23 protein-coding genes are annotated in these 25,322 nt (G+C 69.6%); 16 read left to right on the top strand and 7 right to left on the bottom strand.

Annotation, left to right across the window (positions count from 1 at the left end):
• Positions 1–28: 28 nt before the first annotated feature.
• Together I4J89_RS03615 and I4J89_RS03610 are read right to left on the bottom strand one after the other, a co-directional pair.
• Positions 29–418 (bottom strand): CBS domain-containing protein, encoded by a 390-nt coding sequence (locus I4J89_RS03615; protein ID WP_196412371.1) that lies wholly within the window; start codon positions 416–418, stop codon positions 29–31.
• A 32-nt stretch (positions 419–450) separates the two neighbouring features.
• Positions 451–2,184, bottom strand: coding sequence for a proline--tRNA ligase (locus I4J89_RS03610; RefSeq protein WP_196412370.1), 1,734 nt, complete (start codon positions 2,182–2,184; stop codon positions 451–453).
• A gap of 134 nt (positions 2,185–2,318) precedes the next feature.
• Here I4J89_RS03610 and I4J89_RS03605 point away from each other — a divergent pair, with 134 nt between their 5' ends.
• From I4J89_RS03605 to I4J89_RS03555, 11 genes are all read left to right on the top strand, one after another.
• A complete protein-coding gene (locus I4J89_RS03605; RefSeq protein ID WP_196412369.1) occupies positions 2,319–3,089 on the top strand; it encodes an SGNH/GDSL hydrolase family protein in 771 nt (256 codons plus the stop codon).
• A 20-nt stretch (positions 3,090–3,109) separates the two neighbouring features.
• A complete protein-coding gene (locus I4J89_RS03600; protein WP_196412368.1) occupies positions 3,110–4,009 on the top strand; it encodes a sulfurtransferase in 900 nt (299 codons plus the stop codon).
• A gap of 52 nt (positions 4,010–4,061) precedes the next feature.
• Positions 4,062–5,798: an HSP90 family protein gene (locus I4J89_RS03595; protein WP_196412367.1), complete on the top strand. Its 1,737-nt coding sequence runs from the start codon at positions 4,062–4,064 to the stop codon at positions 5,796–5,798.
• Complete coding sequence (locus I4J89_RS03590; RefSeq protein WP_196412366.1) at positions 5,798–8,569, top strand: tetratricopeptide repeat protein; 2,772 nt, start codon at positions 5,798–5,800, stop codon at positions 8,567–8,569. Before I4J89_RS03595 ends, I4J89_RS03590 begins: the two co-directional genes overlap by 1 nt.
• A 48-nt stretch (positions 8,570–8,617) precedes the next feature.
• Positions 8,618–9,223: a TetR/AcrR family transcriptional regulator gene (locus tag I4J89_RS03585; protein WP_196412365.1), complete on the top strand. Its 606-nt coding sequence runs from the start codon at positions 8,618–8,620 to the stop codon at positions 9,221–9,223.
• A gap of 199 nt (positions 9,224–9,422) precedes the next feature.
• On the top strand, positions 9,423–10,751 hold the full coding sequence (locus tag I4J89_RS03580; RefSeq protein ID WP_196412364.1) for an acetyl-CoA carboxylase biotin carboxylase subunit: 1,329 nt from the start codon (positions 9,423–9,425) through the stop codon (positions 10,749–10,751).
• A 6-nt stretch (positions 10,752–10,757) separates the two neighbouring features.
• The gene (locus I4J89_RS03575; RefSeq protein WP_196412363.1) at positions 10,758–11,636 is read left to right on the top strand and encodes a hydroxymethylglutaryl-CoA lyase; all 879 of its coding nucleotides are present in this window, start codon (positions 10,758–10,760) and stop codon (positions 11,634–11,636) included.
• A 175-nt stretch (positions 11,637–11,811) separates the two neighbouring features.
• Positions 11,812–12,870: a hypothetical protein gene (locus tag I4J89_RS03570; RefSeq protein ID WP_196412362.1), complete on the top strand. Its 1,059-nt coding sequence runs from the start codon at positions 11,812–11,814 to the stop codon at positions 12,868–12,870.
• Positions 12,871–13,085: 215 nt separating this feature from the next.
• Positions 13,086–14,174, top strand: coding sequence for a chaplin (locus tag I4J89_RS03565; RefSeq protein ID WP_196412361.1), 1,089 nt, complete (start codon positions 13,086–13,088; stop codon positions 14,172–14,174).
• Between the two features lie 227 nt (positions 14,175–14,401).
• Positions 14,402–15,925, top strand: a complete 1,524-nt coding sequence (locus I4J89_RS03560) for an acyl-CoA carboxylase subunit beta (RefSeq protein ID WP_196412360.1) — start codon at positions 14,402–14,404, stop codon at positions 15,923–15,925.
• 29 nt (positions 15,926–15,954) lie between these two features.
• Positions 15,955–17,112 carry an acyl-CoA dehydrogenase family protein gene (locus I4J89_RS03555; RefSeq protein ID WP_196412359.1) on the top strand — a complete coding sequence of 386 codons (1,158 nt, stop codon included), beginning with the start codon at positions 15,955–15,957 and terminating at the stop codon, positions 17,110–17,112.
• Between the two features lies 1 nt (position 17,113).
• Here the strand turns inward: I4J89_RS03555 and I4J89_RS03550 are convergent, their stop codons facing one another.
• Positions 17,114–17,596 (bottom strand): MarR family winged helix-turn-helix transcriptional regulator, encoded by a 483-nt coding sequence (locus I4J89_RS03550; RefSeq protein WP_196412358.1) that lies wholly within the window; start codon positions 17,594–17,596, stop codon positions 17,114–17,116.
• 105 nt (positions 17,597–17,701) lie between these two features.
• Here I4J89_RS03550 and I4J89_RS03545 point away from each other — a divergent pair, with 105 nt between their 5' ends.
• Both I4J89_RS03545 and I4J89_RS03540 read left to right on the top strand, forming a co-directional pair.
• Positions 17,702–18,274 (top strand): YceI family protein, encoded by a 573-nt coding sequence (locus I4J89_RS03545; protein WP_196412357.1) that lies wholly within the window; start codon positions 17,702–17,704, stop codon positions 18,272–18,274.
• A 167-nt stretch (positions 18,275–18,441) separates the two neighbouring features.
• The gene (locus tag I4J89_RS03540) at positions 18,442–19,920 is read left to right on the top strand and encodes a glutamate-cysteine ligase family protein (protein ID WP_196412356.1); all 1,479 of its coding nucleotides are present in this window, start codon (positions 18,442–18,444) and stop codon (positions 19,918–19,920) included.
• On the opposite strand, the gene I4J89_RS03535 is transcribed toward I4J89_RS03540, so the two are convergent.
• Entirely contained in the window at positions 19,921–21,201 is a 1,281-nt protein-coding gene (locus tag I4J89_RS03535) for a Hansenula MRAKII killer toxin-resistant protein 1 (RefSeq protein WP_196412355.1), read from the bottom strand.
• Positions 21,202–21,353: 152 nt separating this feature from the next.
• On the opposite strand from I4J89_RS03535, the gene I4J89_RS03530 reads away from it, so the two are divergent.
• Positions 21,354–22,025 (top strand): Stk1 family PASTA domain-containing Ser/Thr kinase, encoded by a 672-nt coding sequence (locus tag I4J89_RS03530; RefSeq protein ID WP_196412354.1) that lies wholly within the window; start codon positions 21,354–21,356, stop codon positions 22,023–22,025.
• 3 nt (positions 22,026–22,028) lie between these two features.
• Here I4J89_RS03530 and I4J89_RS03525 read toward each other — a convergent pair whose 3' ends face one another.
• Complete coding sequence (locus I4J89_RS03525; protein ID WP_196412353.1) at positions 22,029–22,331, bottom strand: hypothetical protein; 303 nt, start codon at positions 22,329–22,331, stop codon at positions 22,029–22,031.
• Between the two features lie 613 nt (positions 22,332–22,944).
• Here I4J89_RS03525 and I4J89_RS03520 point away from each other — a divergent pair.
• Complete coding sequence (locus I4J89_RS03520) at positions 22,945–23,169, top strand: DUF397 domain-containing protein (RefSeq protein WP_309238171.1); 225 nt, start codon at positions 22,945–22,947, stop codon at positions 23,167–23,169.
• Between the two features lie 130 nt (positions 23,170–23,299).
• The gene (locus I4J89_RS03515; protein WP_196412351.1) at positions 23,300–23,743 is read left to right on the top strand and encodes a hypothetical protein; all 444 of its coding nucleotides are present in this window, start codon (positions 23,300–23,302) and stop codon (positions 23,741–23,743) included.
• 6 nt (positions 23,744–23,749) lie between these two features.
• On the opposite strand, the gene I4J89_RS03510 is transcribed toward I4J89_RS03515, so the two are convergent.
• Positions 23,750–24,370: a hypothetical protein gene (locus I4J89_RS03510; protein WP_196412350.1), complete on the bottom strand. Its 621-nt coding sequence runs from the start codon at positions 24,368–24,370 to the stop codon at positions 23,750–23,752.
• 102 nt (positions 24,371–24,472) lie between these two features.
• A complete protein-coding gene (locus I4J89_RS03505; protein ID WP_196412349.1) occupies positions 24,473–25,297 on the bottom strand; it encodes a WecB/TagA/CpsF family glycosyltransferase in 825 nt (274 codons plus the stop codon).
• Positions 25,298–25,322 lie beyond the last annotated feature (25 nt).

The raw sequence follows: 25,322 nt of genomic DNA, 5'->3' as shown, positions 1-25,322 counted from the left end.
GGGACGCGGTTGACGCGTACCGGAAAGGTTATGCGGCGGCGGAAGTGGGCAGCAGCGCGACGTCGCTGAGGCTGATGATGCCGACGACCTTGCGGTCTGCGTCGCAGACCAGCAGACGGCGGACGCCGCGGTCGCGCATCGCCTGGACCGCCTCCTCGACGGTCGCGCTCTGCTCGATCATGATCAGCTCGCGGCTGGCGATCGCGCCGAGCATGGTGGTGGCTGGGGCCAGGCCCTCGGCTACCGCGCGAACGACGATGTCGCGATCCGTCACGATGCCGGCCATGGTGGGGCCGCGCGTCACCACCACGTCGCCGATACCCTGGTCACGCATGGCCTGGGCGGCCTCATCCAGCGGGGTGTCCTCCGGCAGATAGACGACCTGCCGGGTCATCGCGTCAGCGACCAGCCTCACCATGCCCCTACTCCTCCAACGGCGTTGTGACACGGTTACCCGACCTCCGTCGTGATTACACCCGCGATGTCCACAAGGGGCAATTCCTGGCGCGTGCCGTCGCGGCGGTCGCGCAACTCGGCGTAGCCCTCGGCCAGGCGGCGGCCGACCACGACGCTGCGTGGGATGCCGATCAGCTCGGCATCGGTGAATTTGACGCCGGCCGACACGTTCGGCCGGTCGTCGACCAGCACGCGGACGCCGGCGCGCGCCAGGGTGGCGCCGAGCTGGAGGGCGGCTTCGACCTGGCCGTCGCGGCCCGCGGCGACGATGTGCACGTCCGCCGGGGCGACCGAGGCGGGCCAGATCAGGCCGCGCTCGTCGTGATGCTGCTCGGCGATCGCCGCCACGGCCCGGGAGACGCCGATCCCGTAGCAGCCCATGGTGGGCCGCACCGGTTTGCCGTCCGCACCCAGGACGTCCACCGCGAAGGCATCCGTGTAGCGCCGGCCGAGCTGGAAGATGTGCCCGATCTCGATGCCGCGGCGGATGGTGAGCGCGCCGGACCCGCAACTCGGGCAGGGATCGCCGGCGCGGACATCGGCGGCCTCGATGGTGTCGTCCGGAGTGAAGTCGCGGCCGGCGACCACGTTTGTGGCGTGGCGGCCCGGCTCGTTGGCGCCGGTGAGCCAGGCGGTGCCGGGGGCGACGCGCGGATCGGCCCGATAGCGGATCTTGATGCCTTGCGGCCCGATGTAGCCCTTCACCAGGTCAGGGCGGGACTCGAAGTCGTCGAAGAGGGTGGCGGTGGCCGGTGCCAGCACGGCGTTCAGCCGCTTGAGGTCCACCTCGCGGTCGCCGGGCACGCCGATTGCCAGCAACTCATCCTTGCCACCCGGGTGGTGCACGGTCACCACGACGTTTTTCAGCGTGTCCGCGGCGGTCCAGTCGGTGCGCCCGCCGAGCGCCCGGGCGTTGGCGAACTCCACAAGTGAGGCGATGGTCGGCGTGTCCGGAGTGTCGTGCACCTCCAGGTCCGGCGCGGCCGCCGGCAGGCCGGCCGGGGCGGGTGTGACGACCGCCTCGGTATTGGCCGCGTAGTCGCAGGCCGTGCAGCCGACGAAGGTGTCCTCGCCCACCTCGGCGGCGGCCAGGAACTCCTCGGAGGCGGAGCCGCCCATCGCGCCCGACACCGCGGAGACGATCGTGTGCGTCAGGCCCAGCCGCTCGAAGATCCGCTGGTAGGCGAGGCGCATCCGCCCATAGGCCTCGGTGAGGCCGGCCTCGGAGAGGTCGAAGGAGTAGGCGTCCTTCATCAGGAACTCGCGGCCCCGCAGCAGGCCGCCGCGCGGCCGGGCCTCGTCGCGGAACTTGGTCTGTACCTGGAACAGCAGCAGCGGGAAGTCGCGATAGGAGCTGGTCAGGTCCTGCACGAGCAGGGCGAACATCTCCTCGTGGGTGGGCGCGAGCAGATGGTCGGCACCGCGCCGGTCCTGGAGGGTGAAGATGTCGTCTCCATACTCCGTCCAGCGGCCGGTGGTCTCGTAGGGCTCGCGGGGCAGCAGCGCGGGGAAGGAGACCTCCTGCCCGCCGGCGGCTGCCATCTCCTCCCGGACCACGTCGGTGACCCGGTCCAGCACGAGCTTGCCGAGCGGAAGCCAGGTGTAGCCGCCCGGTGCGGCGCGACGGATGAACCCGGCGCGCAGGAGGAGCCGGTGACTCGGCACCTCCGCGTCCGCCGGCTCCTCACGCAAGGTCTTGAGCAGCAAGGTGGACATCCGAAGCAGCATGGCAACGAGCCTAGGGAGGGGGTACGACGAAACGCATCCGGTTATCTCCGTGTCGCCATCATCACGTTACGTTCGCTCCCCGTCCGGTGGAAAACTGACCAGGCAACCAAGCTGAACAGACGTTAGGGGGCGTCATGGCCTGGCGCAGCTTCGTGGCGATGGGTGACAGCTTCACCGAGGGCATGTGCGACGAATATCCGGACGGGAGCTTCCGGGGCTGGGCCGACCTGGTCGCCACCCGCCTCGCCGTCGAGTCCGGACCCGACTTCGGGTATGCGAATCTCGCGGTTCGCGGCCGGCTGCTGGACCAGGTGCTCACCGAGCAACTCGAGCCGACCCTGGCCATGCGGCCCGACCTGGTGAGTTTCGCGGCCGGCGGCAACGACATCCTGCGTCCCAGGGCGGACGTGGCCGGACTCCTCCGCCGTGCCGAGCGTGCCATCGAGCAGATCCGCGGGATGGGTGCGGACGTGGTCGTCTTCCGATTCGCCGACGTGGCGGCTCACATCCCGGGCGGGCAGCGGATGATCGCCCCGCGGGCCGGGCTGCTCAACGACGGGATCCGGGACATCGCCGCCCGGCAGGGAGCGCACCTGATCGATCTCTTCGCCGACCGGGCGTTCCGGCACCGCATCATGTGGAGCGACGATCGGCTGCACCTGTCCGAGTTGGGACATCGCCGGGTCGCCGGGCACGTGCTGAACGCGCTGGGCGTCGGTGTGGAGGAGGACTGGATGCTGGTCCCGCCGGCACCGCAGCCCACCCCGTGGCGCCTGGCCCGCAGCGCCGACCTGAAGTGGGCGCGTGAGCATCTGGCCCCGTGGGTGGGACGGCATCTCCGCGGCCAGTCGTCCGGTGATCTGATCAGGGCGAAGCGGCCGGTGCTGGCCCCGATCGGCGAGTAGAAAGAGCTAGCGTGACAGTCATGTCCGTTCCGAACGATCCGGCGCAGGCGCTTCAGGCGTACGCGCACCCCGACAAACTGGTCACCACCGAGTGGCTCGCCGCGAACCTCGAGACGCCCGGCCTGGTCGTCGTCGAATCGGATGAGGACGTGTTGCTCTACGACACCGGCCACATTCCGGGTGCGGTCAAGGTGGACTGGCACCTCGAGCTCAACGACCAGATCACCCGCGACTACCTGGACCCGGCCGCCTTCGCCGCGATGTGCGAGGCGAAGGGCATCGGTCGCGACGACACGATCGTGTTCTACGGCGACAACTTCAACTGGTGGGCGGCGTACGCGCTCTGGGTCTTCAGCCTCTTCGGGCACCGCGATGTCCGGCTGCTCGACGGTGGCCGGCAGAAGTGGGCGGCTGAGGGACGCGAGCTGACCCGGGACAAGACCGTCCGGCCGAAGGCGGAGTACCCGGTGCCGGTTCGCAACGACGCCGAGATCCGGGCCTTTCGTGACCAGGTGATGGGGCACATCGCCAGCGGGCGACCGCTGGTCGACGTCCGGTCGCCGCAGGAGTACACCGGTGAGCTGACGCACATGGAGGCGTACCCGCAGGAGGGCGCGCTGCGCGGCGGGCACATCCCGGGCGCGGTCAGCAAGCCGTGGAAGTCGGCGGCGAACGATGACGGCAGTTTCAAGCCGCATGACGAGCTGATCAAGATCTACCGGGACGAGCTGGGCCTGGAGCCGGCGGACGACGTCATCGCGTACTGCCGGATCGGCGAGCGGTCGTCGCACACCTGGTTCGTACTGCACCACCTGCTCGGCTACCCGCAGGTTCGCAACTATGACGGCTCCTGGACGGAGTGGGGCAACCTGGTGCGCGCCCCGATCGCTCGCGGTGCCGAACCGGGCGGCCTGAGCTGATTTAAGGAAACGGGCGAGAAACTGTCGGGGGTACCCGGTAGCTTTCTCGCCCGTGAGCAACACGTTCCAGGTCGATCTCCGGGGCATCGTCGACCTGCTCAGCCACCATCTCTACGCGAGCCCACGCGTCTACATCCGCGAGCTCCTGCAGAACAGCGTCGACGCGATCACCGCTGCCGGGACCGATCACGCCGGCCGGGTGGAGATCATCACCGGTGAGATGCTGCGGATCAGCGACAACGGCATCGGGCTCACCGAGGCGCAGGTGCACGAGCTGCTGGCCACCATCGGTCGCAGCTCGAAACGGGACGAGCTGGGCTTCGCCCGGCATGAGTTCCTCGGCCAGTTCGGCATCGGCCTGCTCTCCTGCTTCATGGTGGCCGACGAGATCCGGGTGCACACCCGCCACGAGGGCGCCCCGGCGGTGCTCTGGACCGGCTACTCCGACGGGCGCTACGAGGTGGCTCCCGGCGCCGAGCGCGAGCCCGGCACCACGGTCACCCTCCTGCCGCGCCGCGGCGCCGAGCATTTCCTGACCGGTACGACCGTGACCGAGCTCGCCACGCTGTACGGCTCGTTGCTGCCCGTCGAGGTGACGGTCGACGGCCGGCCGGTCACCGGCCGCGGCCTGCCGTGGGAGTTCCCGCCGCAGGCCCGCGCGACGTATGCGGAGAAGACCCTCGGCTTCCGCCCGTTCGACGTGATCGAGCTGAACGTGCCCGCCGCCGGACTCACCGGCGCCGCGTTCGTGCTGCCCACCCCGGTCAACCCGGCGAGCCGTGGCGGTCACCGCGTCTACCTGAAACGCATGCTGCTCGCCGAGAGCGTCGAGGGCCTGCTGCCGGAGTGGGCGTTCTTCGCCCGGTGCGTGGTGGACAGCTCCGAGCTGCGCCCCACCGCGAGCCGCGAGTCGCTCTACGACGACGGCCAGCTCGCCGAGACGCGGGACGCGATCGCCGACCAGATCCGCGGCTGGCTGGTGCGGCTGTCGGCGACCGATCCGCGCCGCCTCGGCGAGTTCCTGCGGATCCATCACCTCGGCGTCAAGGCGCTGGCCCTGCACGACGACGAGATGCTTCGCCTGGTCGAGCAGTGGTACCCGATGCGTACCAACATGGGCGAGATCACCCTCGCCGAGTTCCGCGAGCGGTTCGGCGTGCTGCGCTACGCCGCCACCGACGACGAGTTCCGGCAGCTCGCCGCCGTCGCCGCGGCCCAGGACGTGGGCCTCATCAACGGTGGCTACGTCTACGACGCCGACCTGATCGAGCGCCTCGCCGGGACCGATCCGGAGATCCGGGCGGAACGGCTCGACCCGACCGACCTGACCACTCGCTTCCTGCCGCTGGACGCGGAGACGGAGCTGTCGCTGCGCCCGTTCCTGTCGGTGGCCCAGCGCCGTCTCGACCGGCTGGGCTGCGAGGTCGTGGTGCGCGCCTTCGATCCGGTCACCGTGCCGGCGCTCTATCTGATCAGCCGGGCCGCGGCGTTCCGTGACGAGTTCACCGCCAGCCGCGATCAGGCCGACGACCTGTGGGGCGGGGTGCTCGACGCGCTGTCGCAGACCGTGCCGACCGATCGGCCCCAGCTCGTGCTCAACCACCGCAATCCACTGGTCCGCCGGGTGGCCGCGCTCGCTGACACGGAGTTGGCCGGGCTTGCCGTCGAGTCGCTCTACGGCCAGGCCCTGATGCTGGGTCACCACCCGATCCGGCCGTCCGACGCGGCGCTGCTCACCACGTCGCTCCTCGGTCTGCTGGACCGCGCGGTTCCGGGCGAGGCCTCCTGATGAGGAGCGCCGAGGAGCTCTGGGGCCTGCTGAACGAGGCGTACCACTTGCCGTACGGTGCGGCGCAGATCGCCCTGGTCGAGCAGGTGCTCCGGCACGTGGACGCGGTCGGCGAGCCCGAGCTGGCGTTCCAGACCCGGCTGTTCGCGACGAACGCCTACGTCTACGGCGGCGAGCCGGTGAAGGCCTTCGCCACCTTCTCCTGGTGTGTCGCGGACTTCGACCGGAAGCCGGCGTCCTACCACGAGCGGCGGTCGCACAGCCTGCTGTGGCTGTTCAAGACCATGGTCAACTCGATGACCGACTTTCCCGAGGTGCCGCTCGCGCGGGCATATGCGGTGCTCGACGACATGGAGCGGCGGTATCAGGAGCGGGGCCACGGCATGCAGGCCGTCTACAAGCACCGCTACCTGGTCGCCAAGCACGTCGGCCACCTCGACGAGGCCGACAGTTGGTACGAGAAATGGCTCGCCGCACCCCGCGACTCGCTCTCCGACTGTGCGGGCTGTGACCCCACCACGCTGATCCGGCACCTCAACGCCCGCGGGCGGCCCGCCGAGGCGGTCGAGCGGGGCGTGGCGACGCTTGCCGAGGAGCTGGACTGTGCCGAGCAGCCGCAGGGCGTCCTCAGCGAGCTGATGGAGGCGTATCTGAAGGTCGGCCGGCTGGAGGAGGCGGCTGACGCACACCGCCGGGCGTACCTGATCGAGCGGAACAATCTGGCTGACCTGTGGGGCATCGCCGGGCACATCCAGTTCTGCACGCGTACCGGGAACGAGCACCGGGGTCTGGAGATCCTCCAGCGGCACATCGACTGGCTCGACCGCGCGCCGTCGCCGGCCGCCGCCATGCAATTCGCGGCCTCCGGTGCTGCTCTGCTGCACCGGATCGCCGAGCGGGGACATGGGGACGCCCTGATCCGGCGTACCGGGCGGGACGACATCGCGGCCGTCGACCTGGCCGGCGAGCTCGTCAAGGTCGCCACCGAGCTGGCGGCTCGCTTCGACGCCCGTAACGGCACCGCCTATCAGAGCGAGCTGATCGCCGAGACGCTGGCCGCGGAGCCGTACGGGGTGGAGCTGCCGCTGTCCGCAACGGCCCGGCGGGTGCCAGCGCCTGCGGTGGTGCCGGTCGTCGAGCCGCCGGCACCGGTAACGGTTCCGGAGCTGTCCGCCGCCGAGTTGCTGGACCTGGGCGAACAGCACTGGGACGAGGACCGGGACGACGCCTTGGCAGCCGTCGTGGAGGCTCTCGGCGCGCGGTTCGGCGAGCCGGCGGAAGCGTCGCTCGCCGCCCGGCTGTGGCGGCTGCGGGGTCAGCGGCTGCGCAACGCCGACGACGCGGACGGCGCCGTCGACGCCTGGGAACGCGCGATCCGGCTCTACACCGACGCGGGCGACGCCGGGGCGGCGATCAAGCTGCGGGCGCGGATCGGCCTGGAGCGCGGGCTGGCCGGATCACCTGGGGAGGGTCTTGCCGCGGTCGAGGCGGACGTGGCGTACCACGACGAGCACGGCGATCCGGAGGACCGGGCGGCGGCCTGGCTGCGACTGTCCACGATCTACCTGATGCTGGACCGGATCGACGACGCCAACGAGGCGGGTGACCAGGCGGACCGGCACGCCGAGCAGCTGTCCGATCCGCGCCGCCGGGCGCACCACCTGATGGTGCGAGCGCGGAACCGGGCCGCGGCGGACCGGAACGAGGAAGCGCTGGAGGCGGCCCGGGCCGGCTGGGAGTTCTACCGGACCCACGGCCCGGCGCGGATGAGTGCCCAGGCCGCGGCGGTCGTTGGCCACCTGACCGAGGACGCGGCGGAGACGGTGGCCGCGTTCGACGAGACGCTGGCCGCCGGGCTGTCCGGGCCGGAGGTGAGTGCCCGGGTGCATCGGGGACGTGCGCTGATGCGGCTGGGGCGTCCCGCCGAGGCGGTCGACGATCTGGTCGAGGCGGTGGCGCTCTGTGCCGAACAGGGCATGCGGGAAGGTGGCGTCTTCGCTCGGCAGGACCTCGCGCAGGCGTACCGGCTGGCCGACCGGCGGGCGGAGGCCGTCGAGGTGGCGGAGGAGGCGCTGATCGGTTTCGAACGGCTGGGCTTCGAGGAGCCGGCGAACGACACCCGGTTCCTGCTCGCCAGCCTCTACCGTGATCTCGGTGACAGCAACCGGGCGCTCGGGATTTATCGCGATCTGATCGAGCGGCTCGCGGACAACCCGGCCGGCCGGGGGCAGATCGGTGAAGAGGCCGGTCAGGTTCTCTACGACCTGGACCGGGACAGTGAGGCGGCGCTGACCTTCCGGGCCGCCGCCGAGGCGTTGCGCGAGGCCGGTGATCTCGCCGGCGAGTTGCGGTTGCTGCGCCGCCGCCTGATGGCTCTCAACTATGCCGACGAGCTGCCCGAGGCGGAGGAGGTCATCCGTCTGGCCACCGAGCGCTACGCCGAACTCCCCGGTGAGCTGGCCCAACAGCCCGGCGTGCGCTGGGGCGAGTCAATCTTCGCCTTTGAGATCGGTAATCTTCTGATGCGCCGGGGCCGATATGCCGAGGCGGTGCCGCACCTGCGTGGCGCGCCGGAGCGGCTGCGGGACATCGGCGCCGGTCACGACGCCGACCGGGTCTCGGTCATGCTCGCGGAGGCCCTGCTGCGGTCGGGCTCAGCCAGTGCGGCCCGGGAGATCCTCGGCGCGCTGCTGGCCGGGGACGATCGGGCGGCTCCGGTCCTGGACATGGCGCGCGAGCTGTACGACGAGGCGCTGGAGGCCGGAGATTAGGCTGAACGACCGTTAAGCAAGGGCTTGACATCGAGTTACAGTTGCCGGGTGACGACGGTAGATCAGCGGCACCGGACGACCCCACCGGCGCCCCGGCGGCGGTCACGCCGCGAGGAAATCCTGGAGATCGCGGTGGGACTTTTCGCGTCCCGCGGCTACCACGGCGTGTCGATGGACGACATCGGCTCCGCTGCCGGCGTCACCGGCCCAGCCCTCTATCACCACTTCGCCGGTAAAGAGGCGATGCTGGTCGCCGCGCTGATCCCGGTCAGCGAGAGCCTGCTGGAGGGTGGTCAGGAGCGGGTTGCCCGGCACCCCGAGGACGCCGAGGCGGCCTTGGCGGACCTGATCGACTTTCATGTGGACTTCGCGCTCGCCAATCCCGCGGTGATCGCGCTGCACCTGCACGAGCTGGATCGGCTGCCGGAGGAGCCCCGCCGCCAGATCCGCCGCCTCCAGCGCCTCTACGTCGAGGAGTGGGTCGGCGTGCTCTCCCGGGTGCGCCCGGAGCTGGCTGCTCCGGAAGCGCGGGTGCTGGCGCATGCCGCTTTCGGTCTCATGAACTCGACCCCGTTCCTCGGCGGTGAGGTGGAGTGGCGCCGGCGGGCGGACCTGCTGCGTGACGCCACGGTGCACGCGCTGACCGGGCACTGAGCGGCCGAAAAGCAAGGCGGCCGGGAAGCAGGGCGGCCGGGAAGCAAGGCGGCCGAGAAGCAAAGCGGCCGAAGAGCGAGCAGGCAACAGCAAGGCGGGGCAAGAGCAAGACGGAACATGGCCGACCGGGTGGCCACAAGCGGCCCGGACCGGACAGGAGATCGCCCACGAGGCGGACAAACCGACAGAAAAGAGCATCATGATCGAGTCGTTGCTCATCGCGAACCGGGGCGAGATCGCCCGCCGGATCATCCGCACCGCGAAGCGGCTGGGGATCCGGACGATCGCGGTTCACTCCGAAGCCGACGCGGACCTGCCGTTCGTTGCCGAGGCGGATGAGGCGGTTTGCATCGGTCCCGCCAACCCGGCACAGAGCTACCGCAACACCGAGGCGATCTTGGCCGCCGCCAAGTCGACCGGTGCACAGGCGATCCACCCGGGGTACGGCTTTCTCAGCGAGAACGCGGACTTTGCTCGTACCGTCGAGGTCAACGGCCTGATTTGGGTCGGACCCGGCGCCGAGGCGATCACCGCGATGGGTGACAAGATCAATGCTCGTAATCTGATGGCCGCGGCCGGCGTGCCGGTCGCGCCGGGGACGAAGGACCCGGCGGCGACCGTCGAGGCCGCGCTGGAGGCGGCCGCGGAGATCGGCTTCCCGGTGATGGTGAAGGCCGCAGCGGGTGGCGGCGGCATGGGCATGGCGGTCGCGGCCGACGAGGCCGGCCTGCGTTCCGAGTACGAGAAGGTGCGCGCCTTCGCGGAGCGGATGTTCGGTGACGGCTCGGTGCTGATCGAGCGCTACTTCCCTCGGGTGCGTCACGTCGAGGTGCAGATCCTCGGTCACGCCGACGGCCGGGTGATCGCCCTCTCCGAGCGGGAGTGTTCGGTGCAGCGCCGCAATCAGAAGCTGGTGGAGGAAGCCCCGTCCCCGGCGGTCTCCCCGGAGTTGCGGGAACGGCTCCTGGCCGCCGCGGTCAAGGCCGGCGAAGCGGTCAACTATCGCAATGCGGGCACGGTCGAGTGCCTGCTCGACCCCGCTACCGGGGAGTTCTTCTTCCTGGAGATGAACACCCGCTTGCAGGTGGAACACCCGATCACCGAGATCATCCACGGCATCGACCTGGTCGAGGAGCAGCTCAAGATCGCATCGGGCGAAGAGACGAACATCCACATGGGACAGGCCGGTCACGCGATCGAGCTGCGGATCAACGCCGAGGACCCGAAGCGGTTCCTTCCCGGGCCGGGCAAGGTGGCGACCTGGGAGGAACCGGACGGCGAGGGCGTACGGGTGGATTCCGGGTACGCCGAGGGCACCACGGTCACCCCGTTCTACGACTCGCTGATGGCCAAGCTGATCGTCACCGGCGCTGATCGGGACGAGGCGATCGCCCGGGCGCGCACCGCTGTCGCCGATTTCCGGATCGCCGGTCCGAAGAACAACCTGCCGTTCTTCGCCGAGTTGCTGGAGAACGAGGAGTTCCTCTCCGGTGACTACGACACCGGCATCGTCTCCCGGATGAGGTGAAGCGGGATGACCACGGTTTCGATCCGCGAGGTCGCTCCGCGGGACGGGCTGCAGAACGAGGAGCCCGTTCCCACCGATGCGAAGGTGCGGTTGATCGACGCGCTGAGCCGGACCGGTGTGCGGCGTGTCGAGGCGGTCTCGTTCGTCCATCCCAAGGCCATCCCGCAGATGGCCGACGCGGACGAGGTCTGGGCCCGGATGTGGCGCAACCCCGATGTGCGCTATTCGGCGCTGATCCCGAACACACGCGGCGCGCAGCGGGCGATCGCCGCCGGTTTCCGGGAGATCGAGGTGGTGGTGTCGGCCAGCGACACCCACAACCGCCGCAACCTGAACCGGTCCACCGATGAGTCGCTGGACGACATCGCCCAGTTGATCCCGCTGGTGCACGAGGCCGGGGCGACGCTCGAGGTGATCGTCGCGACGAGCTTCGGCTGCCCGTACGAGGGTGACATCGATCCGGATCGGGTGGCCGGCATCGTGGCCCGGGTCCGCGCCGACGGCGCGGACCGCATCGCCTTCGGCGACACGACCGGCATGGCGACTCCGCGCCGCGTGCGCGACCTGCTTTCCGCGGTACGCCCGGACCTGCTCCATTTCCACGACACCAGGGGTACGGGTCTCGCGAACATCCTCACCGCCCTGGACCTGGGGGTGACCGAGTTCGACGCCAGCGCCGGTGGTCTCGGCGGCTGTCCGTACGCGCCCGGTGCCTCCGGGAACGTGGCCACCGAGGAGGTCGTGCACATGCTGCACGACATGGGCGTGGACACCGGAATCGACCTTGATCGTCTGATCGAGGCGGCTGAACTGGCCGAAGAGGTCGTCGGCCGGCAGTTGCCCTCAGGGGTTCTCCGGGCCGGTCCGCGGACCCGCTTGGTGTGATTCTCGCGGCATTTTCCTGCGATCATTTTTCCGATTTGTCCGCGTGACTTTCGGATCGCTCCCCTCGTTACCAATACCGAGTGGCCAATATCGCCTGTTACCGACTCTTCTCCTGGAAGAGGACGAAGCGGGCGGCATACGTCACCGGCTGAAGGTCGACGACGAGGGGTAGATCATGACGGACTGGGAGGTCGAGCGCGACGAGCGCGCGGCGTACCGGTCCGTGACTGCCCACGGCGCCTCCCCGCTCATGCCGTCCCACAGCCATGGGGCGGAGCGGCGGCCGGAGCGCCGCGCGAGCCGTACCGGTTCCCGGTGGGCCTTGCGTGCACTCGTCATCGGTGGCTTGGCCGGTGCGGCCTGGCTGCTCACCGGTGCCGCCGCACACGCCGCGGACCAGGGCTCCGGGCCGGTCGGCTCGGTGCTCGGGTCCACGCTGGACAGTGTCGCGTCGGTGTCCGGGAACGAACCCACGGTCGGCGAACTCCTGAAGGCGGCCGTTCAGCCGCTGGAGTCCGCACCCAAGTCCCACCGGCGTCCTGCCGTGACGTCGATCCTCGCGGCACCGGAACGGGTGCTGTCCGGGCCGGTGGAGACGCTCGCCGAGGTCGTGCACGACGGATCCGCGATCGGCGCGGAGACCGTCGACACGGTCCTGCGAACGGCGGCCGCTGCATCGCGTACCAGCGGTGAGATGGCGGACGACCGCGCGCGGACCGGGTCGGCGGACATCGCCGCGGATTCCGTGACCGAGCCCGCACAGGCGGAACCAGCGCCTGCGGAAACGCCGGTTGCCGTCCCTGACGGCGCCGAACGGCCACATCCTCCGGCCGTCGACGGCGCCCGGACGGTCATGCCGGCGGAAACGCTCGCCGATGCGAGCGACAGCACTCTCGCCTCCCGTGCCCGTGCCGGCATCACGCCGGTCCGGTACGCCGAGGCATCGTCCCGGTCCCACGTCTCTCGGAACGTCTCGGCCGCCCGGCCGGCCGTACCGGAGACGATCCGTGAGGACCGGCCCGTCAACGATGGGCCGGCTCCGATGCGGATCAATCTTGGGGCAGTCAGCGGCATCCCGGCCGGTGCGCCGGGAGCGTCTCCGGAGTCCGGCTCGGCAGCCGTTCTTCCGGCCCGGTTCGCGAACGGTGCGGTGCGGAACCACCTGCGCCCGCTCGCGACCGATGTCGAGGTCCGGCGGCACGACGCCGAGGCCCCAACCGTCTCACCTGACTAGTCGTCCGGGCCCCGCGAATCTGCAGAGATAGCGAAACAGCCCGAACATCACTTCACCGCTTACCGAAGCGCCGCCAAAAGGCGCGTGCTGACACGCGGGTCAGGGCCGGAGAAAACGCGCCAGGGCACCGCTGCGCCCAAAAACAGGTTCCGGAACATCCCAATTGAATATGCGGAAACCATTTGTTGACCATTTGCGAAAGGCATCTCTTTCTCATGAAGAAGACGTGGGTTCGTAAGACTCTCAGCGTCGGTGTCCTGGCCGCCGGTGCCCTGCTGCTCGCCCCGGCCGCGGCCGCGCAGGCCGACGTCGACCAGGTCACCTACGGCAACATCGGTGCCCTCAACGGCACCCAGATCGCCGTGCCGGTCAAGGTTCCGGTGAACGTGGTCGGGAACGCGGTCAGCGTGCTCGGTGTGGCCCACGCCCAGGGGACGGGCATCAACAAGCTCGAGAGCGCCCGGACCGAGAGCATCCTGGACGGCGGCGGCGACGGGGTCGGCAGCGTCGACCAGGTCAGCGCCGGCAACTTCGGTGCGCTGAACGGCACCCAGATCGCGGTTCCGATCACGGTTCCGATCAACGCCTGTGGCAACTCGCTCGCCGTGGTCGGCGTGACCTCGGCCAACGCATTCTGCGCCAACATCGTGGGCGGCGGCCACAGGGTCTGGAAGCTCGAGGGCAAGAAGCAGAAGCGCACCGAGAGCGGCCTTGACGGCGGCGGCGACGGGGTCGGCAGCGTCGACCAGGTGAGCGCCGGCAACTTCGGCCTCGCGAACGGCACCCAGATCGCGGCGCCGATCACCATCCCGATCAACGCCTGTGGCAACTCGCTCGCGGTTCTGGGTCTGGCCAGCGCGAACGGCACGTGCGTCAACTACCTCGGCAGTGGGCACGGCAACCGCAAGCACATCCACTGGGTCAAGCCGGTCAAGCCGATCTGGCCGGGCGACGTCATCGGCGACGGTGGCGGCCTCGGTGGCGACTGCGGCCCGGTGAAGGGCATCGTCAAGGGCCACGGGCACGGGCACGGCTACGGCTGCGACGACGACGGTGACGTGCGTGGCGACCAGGGCTACAACAACGACCAGGACGTCAAGGACGACGGCTACGGCAAGCCGGCCGGGGACGTGGCCGACGACGGTTACGGCGGCCAGAAGCCGGACCAGTACGGCGACCAGCACCACGGTGGCCGCAAGGGCGCCAAGTCGGAGAAGTCCCCGGTCGCCGAGCTGACCGACGGCCTCGGTGGCGTCGGCAGCGCGGGCATCGGCGGTCTGGACCTGCTGAACACGCTGCGCTGACGACTCGCGGCACCTGCTCGGGGCGCGCCGGCCCCGGGCGCGACTCGCGGCGGCGCCGCGCGGCGCCGATGACCGCCGGCGCGCCTCCACAGCGCCGGTAGTAGTGAAAACGGACGGGAGTCCCCTCGCGGGGGCTCCCGTCCGCCGTTGCCGCTGTGCCCGCCGGTGAGCTAACCTAACGCTCGTTCAACCTTTAACGAGCGTTAAGGCTGAGAGCGGAGGGCCCGATGGACGGCGAGACGCTGGCCGGGGTACGCAAGCGTGTGCTGGCCGGTGGCGCCGAGCGGTATCACGCCGCCAACGCCGCCAAAGGCAAGCTCTTCGCGCGGGAGCGGATCGCGCTCCTGGTCGACGAGGGTTCCTTCGTCGAGGACGGGCTCTACGCCAACAGTCTGGCGGATGGTCTGCCCGCGGATGGCGTGATCACCGGAGCTGCCCGGATCGACGGCCGGGACGTCTGCGTCATGGCCAACGATTCCACGGTCAAGGCCGGCTCCTGGGGTGCGCGTACGGTCGAGAAGATCATCCGGACCATCGAGCGGGCGTACCGGCAGGGTGTGCCGATGGTCTATCTCGTCGACTCGGCCGGTGCCCGCATCACCGACCAGGTCGATCTCTTCCCCGGCCCGCGCGGCGCCGGCAAGATCTTCCACACCCAGGTCAAGGCCTCCGGCTCGATTCCGCAGGTCTGTGCGCTGTTCGGGCCGTCGGCCGCGGGCGGGGCGTACATTCCGGCGTTCTGCGACGTGGTCGCGATGGTCGAGGGCAACGCCAGCATGTACCTCGGCTCCGACCGCATGGTCGAGATGGTCACCGGTGAGAAGACCACCCTTGAGGCGATGGGTGGCGCCCGGGTGCACTGCACCGATTCCGGTGTCGGGCACTTTCTCTGCAAGACCGAGCAGGACGCGCTGGACGTGGTGCGCAGGTACCTGTCGTACCTGCCGGCGAACTGGACTCAGAAGCCGCCGGCGGCGAGCGCCGCCGAGCCTGCCGGCATCGACCTGGGCGCGCTGGTGCCGGCCAGTGAGCGGCAGGCCTTCGACATGCGGAGGTACGTGAAAGGCCTGGTGGACGAGGGCTCCTACTTCGAGATCCAGGCGCTCTGGGCCCGTGAGCTGACGGTCGGCTTCGCCCGGATGAACGGCGAGGTGGTCGGCATCGTCGGCAACAACTCGATGTTCAAGGGCGGGGTTCTGTTCGTGGACTCCGCCGACAAGGCATCCCGGTTCGTCCAACTCTGTGATGCTTTCAATGTGCCGTTGCTCTTCCTGACCGACGTCCCCGGCTTCATGGTCGGCACGGCCGTCGAGAAGCAGGGCATCATCCGGCACGGCGCCAAGATGATCACCGCGATCTCCGAGGCCACCGTGCCGAAGATCTGCGTGGTGGTGCGCAAGGCGTACGGCGCAGGCCTGTACGCCATGGCCGGGCCCGGTTTCGAGCCGGATGCCACCATCGCCCTGCCCACCGCCAAGATCGCGGTGATGGGAGCGGAGGCGGCGGTCAACGCGGTTTACGCCAACAAGATCGCGGCGATCGAGGACCCCGATGAGCGGGCCGCCTTCGTCGCCGAACGCCGCGCCGAGTACGAGCGCGACATCGACATCATGCGTCTGGCCAGCGAACTCGTCGTGGACGCCGTCATTGAGCCGGGCGAACTGCGGGCCGAGCTGATCGGGCGCTTCGCCGCGGCGCGAAACAAGGAACGTGCGTTCTCCCGGCGCCGGCACGGCGTCACTCCGGTATAGGTCACTCCGGTAAAGAGAGAAGGACAGTCATGGTCGACTTCCGGCTCGGCGACGAGTACGAGGAGTTGCGCGCCAGCGTGCAGGCGTTCGCTCAGGAGCAGATCGCGCCGGTCATCGCCGAGCATTACGAGAACAAGACTTTCCCGTACGAGATCGTGCGGCAGATGGGCAAGATGGGTCTGTTCGGGCTGCCGTTCCCCGAGGAGTTCGGCGGGATGGGCGGCGACTACTTCGCGCTCTGCCTGGCCCTCGAGGAACTGGCCAGAGTGGACAGCTCGGTCGCGGTGACGCTGGAGGCGGCGGTCTCGCTCGGCGCCATGCCGATCTATCGGTACGGCACGCCGGAGCAGCGCAGCCAGTGGCTTCCCCGGCTGACCAGCGGCGAGGCACTCGCCGGTTTCGGTCTCACCGAACCCGGCACCGGATCGGACGCCGCGGGCACCACGACCCGCGCGGTGCTCGACGAGTCGACGAACGAGTGGGTCATCAACGGGACCAAGGCGTTCATCACCAACTCCGGCACCGACATCACCTGCCTGGTCACCGTGATGGCGGTGACGGGGACGAACCCGGACGGAAGCAAGGAACTCTCGACGATCATCGTGCCGTCCGGCACGCCCGGCTTCACCGTCGCGCCGCAGTATTCCAAGGTCGGCTGGTGCGCCTCGGACACCCACGAGTTGTCCTTCGACGAGGTCCGTGTGCCGGCCGCCAACCTGCTCGGTGAGCGGGGCCGGGGTCTCGCGCAGTTCCTGCGGATCCTCGACGAGGGGCGGATCGCGATCGCGGCCCTCTCGGTCGGTCTGGCCCAGGGCTGCGTGGACGAGTCGGTGGCGTACGCGAAGCAGCGCACCGCCTTCGGTCGGGAGATCGGCGGCTTCCAGGCCGTGCAGTTCCTGATCGCGGACATGGACCTCCGCGCACACACCGCTCGGCTCGGTTACTACGACGCGGCCGCCCGGATGCTGGCCGGTGAGGACTTCAAGCGGTACGCGGCGATCGCCAAGCTGCACGCCAGCAACGCCGCGATGGAGAACAGCCGGTACGCCACGCAGGTGCACGGCGGATACGGCTTCATGAACGAGTCCGCGGTCGGCCGGTTCTACCGGGACGCGAAGATCCTCGAGGTCGGCGAGGGCACCTCCGAGGTGCAGCGCATGCTGATCGCGCGAGGGCTCGGCCTCTGAGCTAGGCGGGCGGCGTCTCTTCGCTGCCCGCCACCGCGCACGGATTGACGGTGTCCCGGATCGTGCGCAGCGATCTCAGCAACTGCTCGAGCTGCTCCTCGGTGAGCAATCCCACATACCACTTCTGCACGAGCTCCAGATGGCCGGGCAGCACCTCGGCGAGCCGCTGCTGGCCGGCCTCGGTGATCACCGCGTAAGAGCTGCGCCGGTCCGTCGCGCATGCCTCGCGACGCACCATTCCGCTGCGCTCCATCCGGTCGACGACACGCGTCACGCCGCTGGTGGAAAGCGTGGTCTGACCGGCCAGATCGGTCATCCGCAGCTGACTGCGTGGTGACCGGGCCAGGCGCATGAGCACCTCGAACTCCACTGGGGAGAGACGGTGCTCGTCGAACTGTGCGGCGAGCCGGTTCATCAATCCCGTGTACGCCTCGGCGAGCAGGCCGATCGCGGTGAGGCGTGGGTCGTCCAGGTCCTTGTTCACGAGGTCAACACTAGCAGGCACTTGACAGGAGGAATATTGCGGAGCATATAGTTGCTCCGTCAGACAAGCATCCGTGTCGCACAGGCTTGAGAGAAGGAACCAGTCATGACCGTCAGCACCCGTGAGTTCGAAGGTCTGCAGATCCCCGCCGCCGGCACCTACGAGCTGGACGCGGCGCACAAGCGGGTCGGGTTCGTGGTGAAGCACCTCATGGTCAGCAAGGTCCGCGGACAGTTCGCCGAGGCGAGCGCCACCATCGTCGTGGGTGAGAACCCGCTCGACTCCTCGGTGACCGCGTCGATCAAGACCGCCAGCGTCGAGACCGGCCAGGTCGACCGGGACAACCACCTGCGCACCGGCGACTTCTTCGAGGCTGAGAAGTACCCGACGATGGAGTACCGCAGCACCGGCGTGAAGTCGCACGCGGGCGCCGAGTTCGTCCTCGAGGGCGAGCTCACCATCAAGGACGTGACCCGCCCGGTCGAGCTGATCGTCGAGTTCGAGGGTGCCACCACCAGCCCGTACGGGCAGCACCTGTTCGGCTTCAGCGCGCACACCGAGATCGACCGCGAGGACTGGGGCCTGACCTACAACATGGCCCTGGAGGCCGGTGGCGTCATGATCGGCAAGAAGGTCAAGATCGAGATCGAGGGTGAAGCCATCCTCCAGCAGGGCTGATCGCCTGCCCCACCTCCCTGGGCCGCGGCGCCGTCGGGTTGCCGGGGCGGCGCCTCGGCTCGTCTGGCGGTCCTCCCGCCGGGATGGCAGGGTGAACCGAGCGCAAGCGTTCGTTCACAGAGCGGTGATCGACGTCCGTTTCGTCCCCGGCCGTCTAGGAGGGGTACATGGGCAAAGATCTGATAAATGCGGTTTTCTCGTCGCATGACCGGGTCCGCTTCCGGCAGAAGGTGCGCGACTGCGTGGATGTGATCGGCCGGATGCTCGAGGCGGACGTGTTCGACCCCGGCAGCCGGACGACCGGGTTGGAGATCGAGATCAACCTGGTCGACGGGGAGGCCGAGCCCGCCATGCGCAACGGTGAGGTCCTGCACAGCCTGGGCGATCCACGTTTCCAGGCCGAGCTGGGCAAGTTCAACATCGAGTTCAACGTGCCACCGCGGCGGATCACCGGCGACGGGCTCAGCGCCTTCGAACAGGACATTCTGGACGGTATGCGGCAGGCGTCGGAGTGCGCCCGCAAGTGCGAGAGCCGTCTCGCGCTGATCGGCATGCTCCCCACCCTCGCCCCCGAGCACCTGGTGCTGGGAAATCTGTCGGCCGGCGAGCGCTTCCAGGCGCTGAACACCGAGATCATCGGTGCCCGCGGCGACGACTTCCGGATCGACATCCGCGGTCACGAACGGTTCCGCGGCAGCAGCGACTCGATCGCTTTGGAGGCGGCCTGCACCAGCGTCCAGTTCCACCTCCAGGTAGCACCCAAGGACTTCGCCGCGGTCTGGAACGCTTCCGAGGCGATCGCCGCCGCGCAGGTCGCGCTCGGCGCCAACTCGCCGTTCCTGCACGGCCGGCGCCTCTGGGCGGAAACCCGCATCGCCTTCTTCGAGCAGGCCACCGACCCGCGGCCAGACGAATTCAAGACCCAAGGGGTACGGCCTCGGGTGTGGTTCGGCGAGCAGTGGATCACCTCGGCCCTCGACCTGTACGAGGAGAACCTCCGCTTCTTCCCGCCGCTGCTCCCGGAGCTGAGCGAGGAGGACCCCATCGAGGTCTGGGCCTCCGGCGGCATCCCCCAGCTGTACGAGCTACGCCTGCACAACGGCACGGTCTACCGCTGGAACCGGCCGGTGTACGACGTGACCGACGGCCGTCCCCACCTGCGGGTGGAGAACCGGGTGCTGCCCTCCGGCCCGACCGTGGTGGACCTGATCGCCAACGCGGCCTTCTACTTCGGCGTCGTCGGCGAGCTCCCCGAGGAGGAGTGCCCGATCTGGTCGCGTCTCGAGTTCCCGGTCGCCGCGGCGAACTTCCGGGCCGGTGCGCGGGACGGGCTCGACGCCACGGTGCACTGGCCCGGCCTGGGCGAGGTGCCGGTGGCCGACTTGATCCTGGACACGCTGCTGCCCAAGGCGTACGCGGGGCTGGGCCGGCTCGGGGTGGGACCGGCGCAGCGGGACCGGCTGCTCGGAATCGTCGAGGGCCGGTGCCGGACCCGGCGTAACGGGGCCACCTGGCAGACCCAGGCGGTACGCGCCGCCGAGGAGAGCCGCGGACTGGACCGGGCCGCCGCCGTACGCGACATGACCCAGCGTTACCTGGAACTCCAACGGTCCAACGAGCCGGTGCACACCTGGCCGGAGGGATAGCTACGGGCGAGGGGGCTTCGCCTGATCGTCGTCCGGGTTGATCCGGGCGACGGTCGGTTCGGCCGGCGGAGGGGTGATCGTCGTCTTCGGGGCGGTGCCGCGCCTCGCCGGCGGAGCGGGCGGGTCAGCGATGTCGGGCTTGCCCAGGCCGAGGAGGGATTCTCCGTTCGACGGCTTCTCCGCCGGGGACTTACCTCGTGGGGCCGCACGACCGGTGGCTTTGCCGGAGACCGGCTCGGTGGGGCCGGGCGCAGCGGGTTTCACCGGTGCGGACTCACCGGTGGCTGGAGGGCTGGGCCGGCTGGCCGGTGCCGGTCCGGGCTTTCCACCGGCGGTGAGATCGACCGTGGGGATGCCGGTCGCCGAGGCAACCGGGCCCGGTGCCTCCGGTGCGTCCGGCTGTGCGGTCCGAGCCGACCGGGCCCTCCGGCTCTGCTCCAGCGTCACGGCCAGCGCCGACCCGCCCAGACCGGCGAGCACGGCGTAGGGAGCGATCAGATAGGCCGACTGCAACGGACCCATCGCCGCGGTCAGCTGCGGCGCCAGCAGCAGGAACGAGAACGCGACGAGCAGCGGTCCCACCGCACCGGAGATCGCGGTACCCAGACCCAGCTCACCGCGGCGCGCTATCGGCCAGGCCGCGACGAGTCCGATGACGAACGCCGCGACCAGGGTCAGCAGCGCGCTCGGCCAGTAGATCCCGCCGTAGCGCAGCAGGCTTGCCGACTCCGCGAACTGCCAGCTGGTCAGATAGGTGGCGAGGTCCCGGCCGGTGGCCAGCTCGACCACGACTCCGGTGATCGCCAGCGCCCAGAGCCAGACAGCGGTGCCGATCAGGTTCGCCGCGACCGGGACGGACGACACCGCCCAGAAGGCGATCACCAGGCCGGCGAGGAGGCCGGCCAGCGCGTACCCGCCGGCCACCAGCTGGGGGGAGAGGGTGTCCGCGCGTACCGCCGAGCGGGCTGGAAGCGCGACCAGCGCGACCGACACCAGGGCGCCCAACGCCGCCGACGCGGCCAGCAGGAAGCGCCAGAGCCCGCGCCACCGGCCGGTCGGGTCCGGGCGCAGGCGCCCGGCGATCACCGTGCCCAGCACGGTCGCGCTCGCGGTGATCCAGGTGGCCCATCCGAGGCTGCCCAGCCAGACGCTCTCGGCCTCGGCGGCGGTCACCGGCCAGGCGATGACGCCGAGGCCGTAGCCGAGACCCAGTTGTGCGGCGCCCGCGCCGGCCGCGATTCCGGCCGCAGCGGATGCCTGTGTTGTCCAGCCATCGGCCATGCGGGGCACTGTACTGGTAACCGCCGATATCTGGAATCGCCGTCCGGAGGTGGTCTGTACCGCTTGCTTGGACGGGAAACCCCAAGTCCGCGCAAGATTCGATACGTTGACGCTGCGACGAGCACGGATGTGGGAAGCGGAAGGAACCGGCGATGCCTGAGGAGCGCCCGCAAGATCGGGACGACAGTGCGCCGCGTCCGGATGCCACCCAGATCCAGCCGCCCGGTGGTACCCGATCGGACGACGTGTGGTCCGGCCGTGCCGCGGTCCGGCCGCCCCGGCGAGGCGATCCGGAGTACGACGAAGCGGACTGGGCAGACTTCGGGCCGACGGACGACCGGCCGGGCCGCTGGTGGACACCGATCGCGGTCGGCTTCGCCGCCCTGGTGCTGCTCGGCCTGCTCGGGGTCGGGATAGCCGTGATCGTGCGGAACTCCGGGGGCGAGAGCAGCACGCCCGACCCGGTTCCGACGACGCGTACCACGACCGGTCGGGGGACCGTTCCGGATGCGACGGCGCCGACACCGACCGTCACTGAGACGGTGAGCACGGTCCCGACGACCGAACCGGTGGACACGGAGGTCACCGTGCCGGCGTTGCGCGGAATGCCGCTGGCTGACGCGCGTGCGGCCCTGGAACGTTCCGGATTGACCTCCCGGGTGATCCGGCGCAGCAGCGATGCTGAACCGGGCACGGTGATCGACAGCGATCCGCCGGAGGGGCGGCTGGTGCCGTCCGATACCCGGATCACCCTGGTGGTCGCGGCCGAGGGCACGGCCGAGCCGAGCTCGTCGTCACCGACGACGGCTCCTAGCGGTACCTGACACTCAGCGGTTGGCGCGTACCGGCCGGACCGGCATCGCGCCCGTCCTGCCAGCCGGCTGACGGCCGTTGCGAGCCCGCGGGTCGGGCGCCTTGCCCACCGAGCGCAGGCCGTTGACCTGCACGAAGATGGAACGGCGTTCGACCGCGTCGCCGGCCGCGTTGAGTTCGTAACCGTCGAGCCAGACCCAGCCCTCGTACGTCGGCCAATCATGAACCCGGATGACCCGGAAGAGCATCGGTGATGTGAATTGGACGCTGGCCGCTCTCGTCACGTGGATGACATCACCGGACCGAGGAAGAACCACGTCATCTCCTGCCCTGAGACTCGTGTGGGGTGGACCTTGTGGGATGGACAAGTTGTGACACAGATGCACCAGTCTGCCCGGCTGATACACCTTTGCAAGTCTTCGAAGGTGCCAACCATCGAAGGCGATTGCGTAACGTCACCACCGCCGATCACACCACCCGCTGCAGGGCGAAGATCCAGACAAGACCTTCGGTGCTTCGGCGCCCCGTGTTCGGACGTCGTTTCGATGTGTTACGTCTGAGTTGATCGCATCTCTCAAGAACGTTGAGTGATGCAGGCCATACGGAAAGATTGCACCACCAGTCTTGTCGATGCAAGTTGCAGGTCAGCCTTCCGTGATCCTCCGTGATCATGGTTCAGAGGCGGGACTGGATTGGCATAGAAATTGGACATTCCATCGCAAAGTAGTCCAGCCATCCCGCGCAAAGTGGACATATGCCATTTCGGACTGCGCGTGCTGCTCTGAACAGGCCGAACGTCGGACGCACATCGGGTCCGCCCGATGGGTGACAAGCGATCGGAGAATCGCGCCATGGGTCCGCGTCCACATCGCGGTGACCTCGTTACGGATTCAGGACGATCCAATCGATCTCCTAGGTGGAGGAGTCGTAGTGGAAATCATGACGAAGGGGTTACGGCTCGATCTGAGCCGCGCTCAATGGCTCACGAGTACGCGAAGCGCCGCGAACGGTGACAACCGCGTCGAGGTCGCGTTCGTCGACGAGGCGATCGCGGTGCGCGACTCGGAGAATCCCGCCGGACCGGCGTTGATCTTCACGGCTGCCGAGTGGGACGCGTTCGTCGGTGGCGCCAAGGACGGCGAGTTCGATCTCTGAGCCGTCCCGGCTGTAGCTATTTGCCCGATTTCGCCGTCGCCGCGTGCGACTCGCCTCGTTGAAAGCTCTAAGCGCGGACCGGACCGCGCTCATGGCCGGGACGAATCACCGAACGAGGCAAGGCAGAGAGATGACTATTGGCTCCGAGAACCTCAGCAACGGGTCGTCGACGGCGCAGGACCGATTCAGCGGTGGCGTCAGCGCGTACCGGCAGAATCGGCGGGAGGCGGCACTGAGCGCGGAGAGCACCGACGGTGAGCTGGTGTCGCGAAGCAGCTCGGGCCTGCCGACCCGATCGCCCGGGCGGTCACACAGCATCGAGCCGACAAGCGCGCTGGACCGGGCGGCCAAGCTGCCCTCACTCGACCTGACCGAGCCGGTGTTCGGCGCGGGAAGCTGGTCGGACAACGTGCCGGCGAACCAGTCGATGGCGGATCACCCGCTGCTTCGCGGTCTTCTCCTGGAACTCCCGGCGCGTGGCACCCTGCCGTCGTCGGACTGGCTGGACCGCTGGTTCGAGGCCGCCCGGTCCATCTTGGAACTGCTCTACGTACAAGAGGCCAAGAAGCCGTAGCGCGGGTCAGCGCGCGTCGGCCGGAACCCGCTCCCGGCCGCGGCTGAGCGGGGCCATCACCAGTGGCGCCAGCCGGCTGTGCCGCAGCGCGGCGCGGATCCCGATCGCCAGCGCCGCGACGGCTACTGCGGTGAGCGCGATGCCGGCCAGGCTGGACGCGCCGCTGCCGGGCAACTCCACCAGGCCGGCCGCGATCGGTAGGCCGACAACCGCGGTCAGGCCGGTGACCTGCAACGGCGCGGCCACCAGCGGGTGTGCGGCCGCGGCCCGGAGCGCGGGTGGAACGGGGGCGAGCGGTGCGGTCGCGAACGCGCCCGCACCGCGCCGGACCCAGCTCAGCCGGCGCAGGCCGGCGGTGAGCACGATCAACGCGGGTACGGCGGGAAGCAGCGCTGCCGTCGGCGCCGAGGACACGCCCGGAACCACGTTGGTGATCAGCGGAATCGAGACGAACACCGCCGCTCCCACGCCGACCAGGACGCGGAGGAGCCCGGCCCGGCGACGCAGCGCCCGAGCCGTGCCGGCGGTGGGCAGCCCGTCCACCAGCAGTCCGGCGGTGAGCCAGACGGCGGCGAGGGTGCCGATCAGGATGACGTCCACAGCGGTGTCCACATCGACAGCGTTCACCGGATCCGCGTTGCGGGAAACCGGGATATGCACCCAACATCAACCCGTAAGGGTCCGCACGCGAGCGAGCCCGGCTACCCGGGGCGGGACAGACGCCGCGTGTCAGACCGGGAAGACGGACTCCCGCCCGGTGGCGGGAGCGGGCGGCGCGGCCTTCCACAGGCCGAGCTTCTGCGCGCCCAGCCGGGCCAGATAGGCCGGGTTCAGCAGCACGTACCGCTTCCACAGCCGCTTCGGCTCGAGGCCGAGACGCCAGAGCCACTCGAGCGCGTACTTCTGCATCCAGGCGGGCGGGTTCCTCAGTAGCCCGGCGTGGTAGTCGAAGGCGGCGCCGACGGCGAGCAGCGGCATGTCCAGCAGCGGGCGCATCGCGTACGTGAAGACCTCCTGCCGCGGGCAGCCGAGGCCGACCAGGACGACCCGCGCGCCGGAGGACTTGATCCGCTCGGCGATCTCCTCCGGCTCATCGGCTTGCGCGGTGCGGAACTTCGACGCCTCGACGCCGGCGATCTTCAGCGCCGGGAACATCTCCAGCAGCGCCGGCACCAGCCGGTCCAGAGTGGGCTGGGTGGACCCGTACAGGTAGACCGGCAGTCCCTCGGCCGCTGCCTGCTCGACCACCTTGAGGGTGAGCGTCGGGCCGTACACGCGGTCGGTGAGCCCGGCGCCGTGCAGCAGGTTCAGCGCCCAGCGCACCGGCTGCCCGTCCGGCGTCACCAGGTCGAACGAGTTCAGCCGCGCGTTGTGCGCCCGGTCCTGCACACCCGTCATCACGCCGTGCACCGCGAGCGCGGTGACCGCGAACGGCCGCTGCTCCCGGGCCGCCTCGATGATCTGTGCGGTCGCCGTGGCGTAGTCGGTCGCGTCGACGAGCACGCCGAGCACGTTGCGCTTACCCCGAGCGGTACCGGTGGGTGTGACGGACACCGACGACTCTCCAGCCCTGAAGACA

The sequence above is a fragment of the Actinoplanes aureus genome, assembly GCF_015704865.1.
Taxonomy (GTDB): domain Bacteria; phylum Actinomycetota; class Actinomycetes; order Mycobacteriales; family Micromonosporaceae; genus Actinoplanes; species Actinoplanes aureus.
Note: the sequence above shows the minus strand (reverse complement) of the source record. Positions and strands in the feature narration are given on the sequence as shown.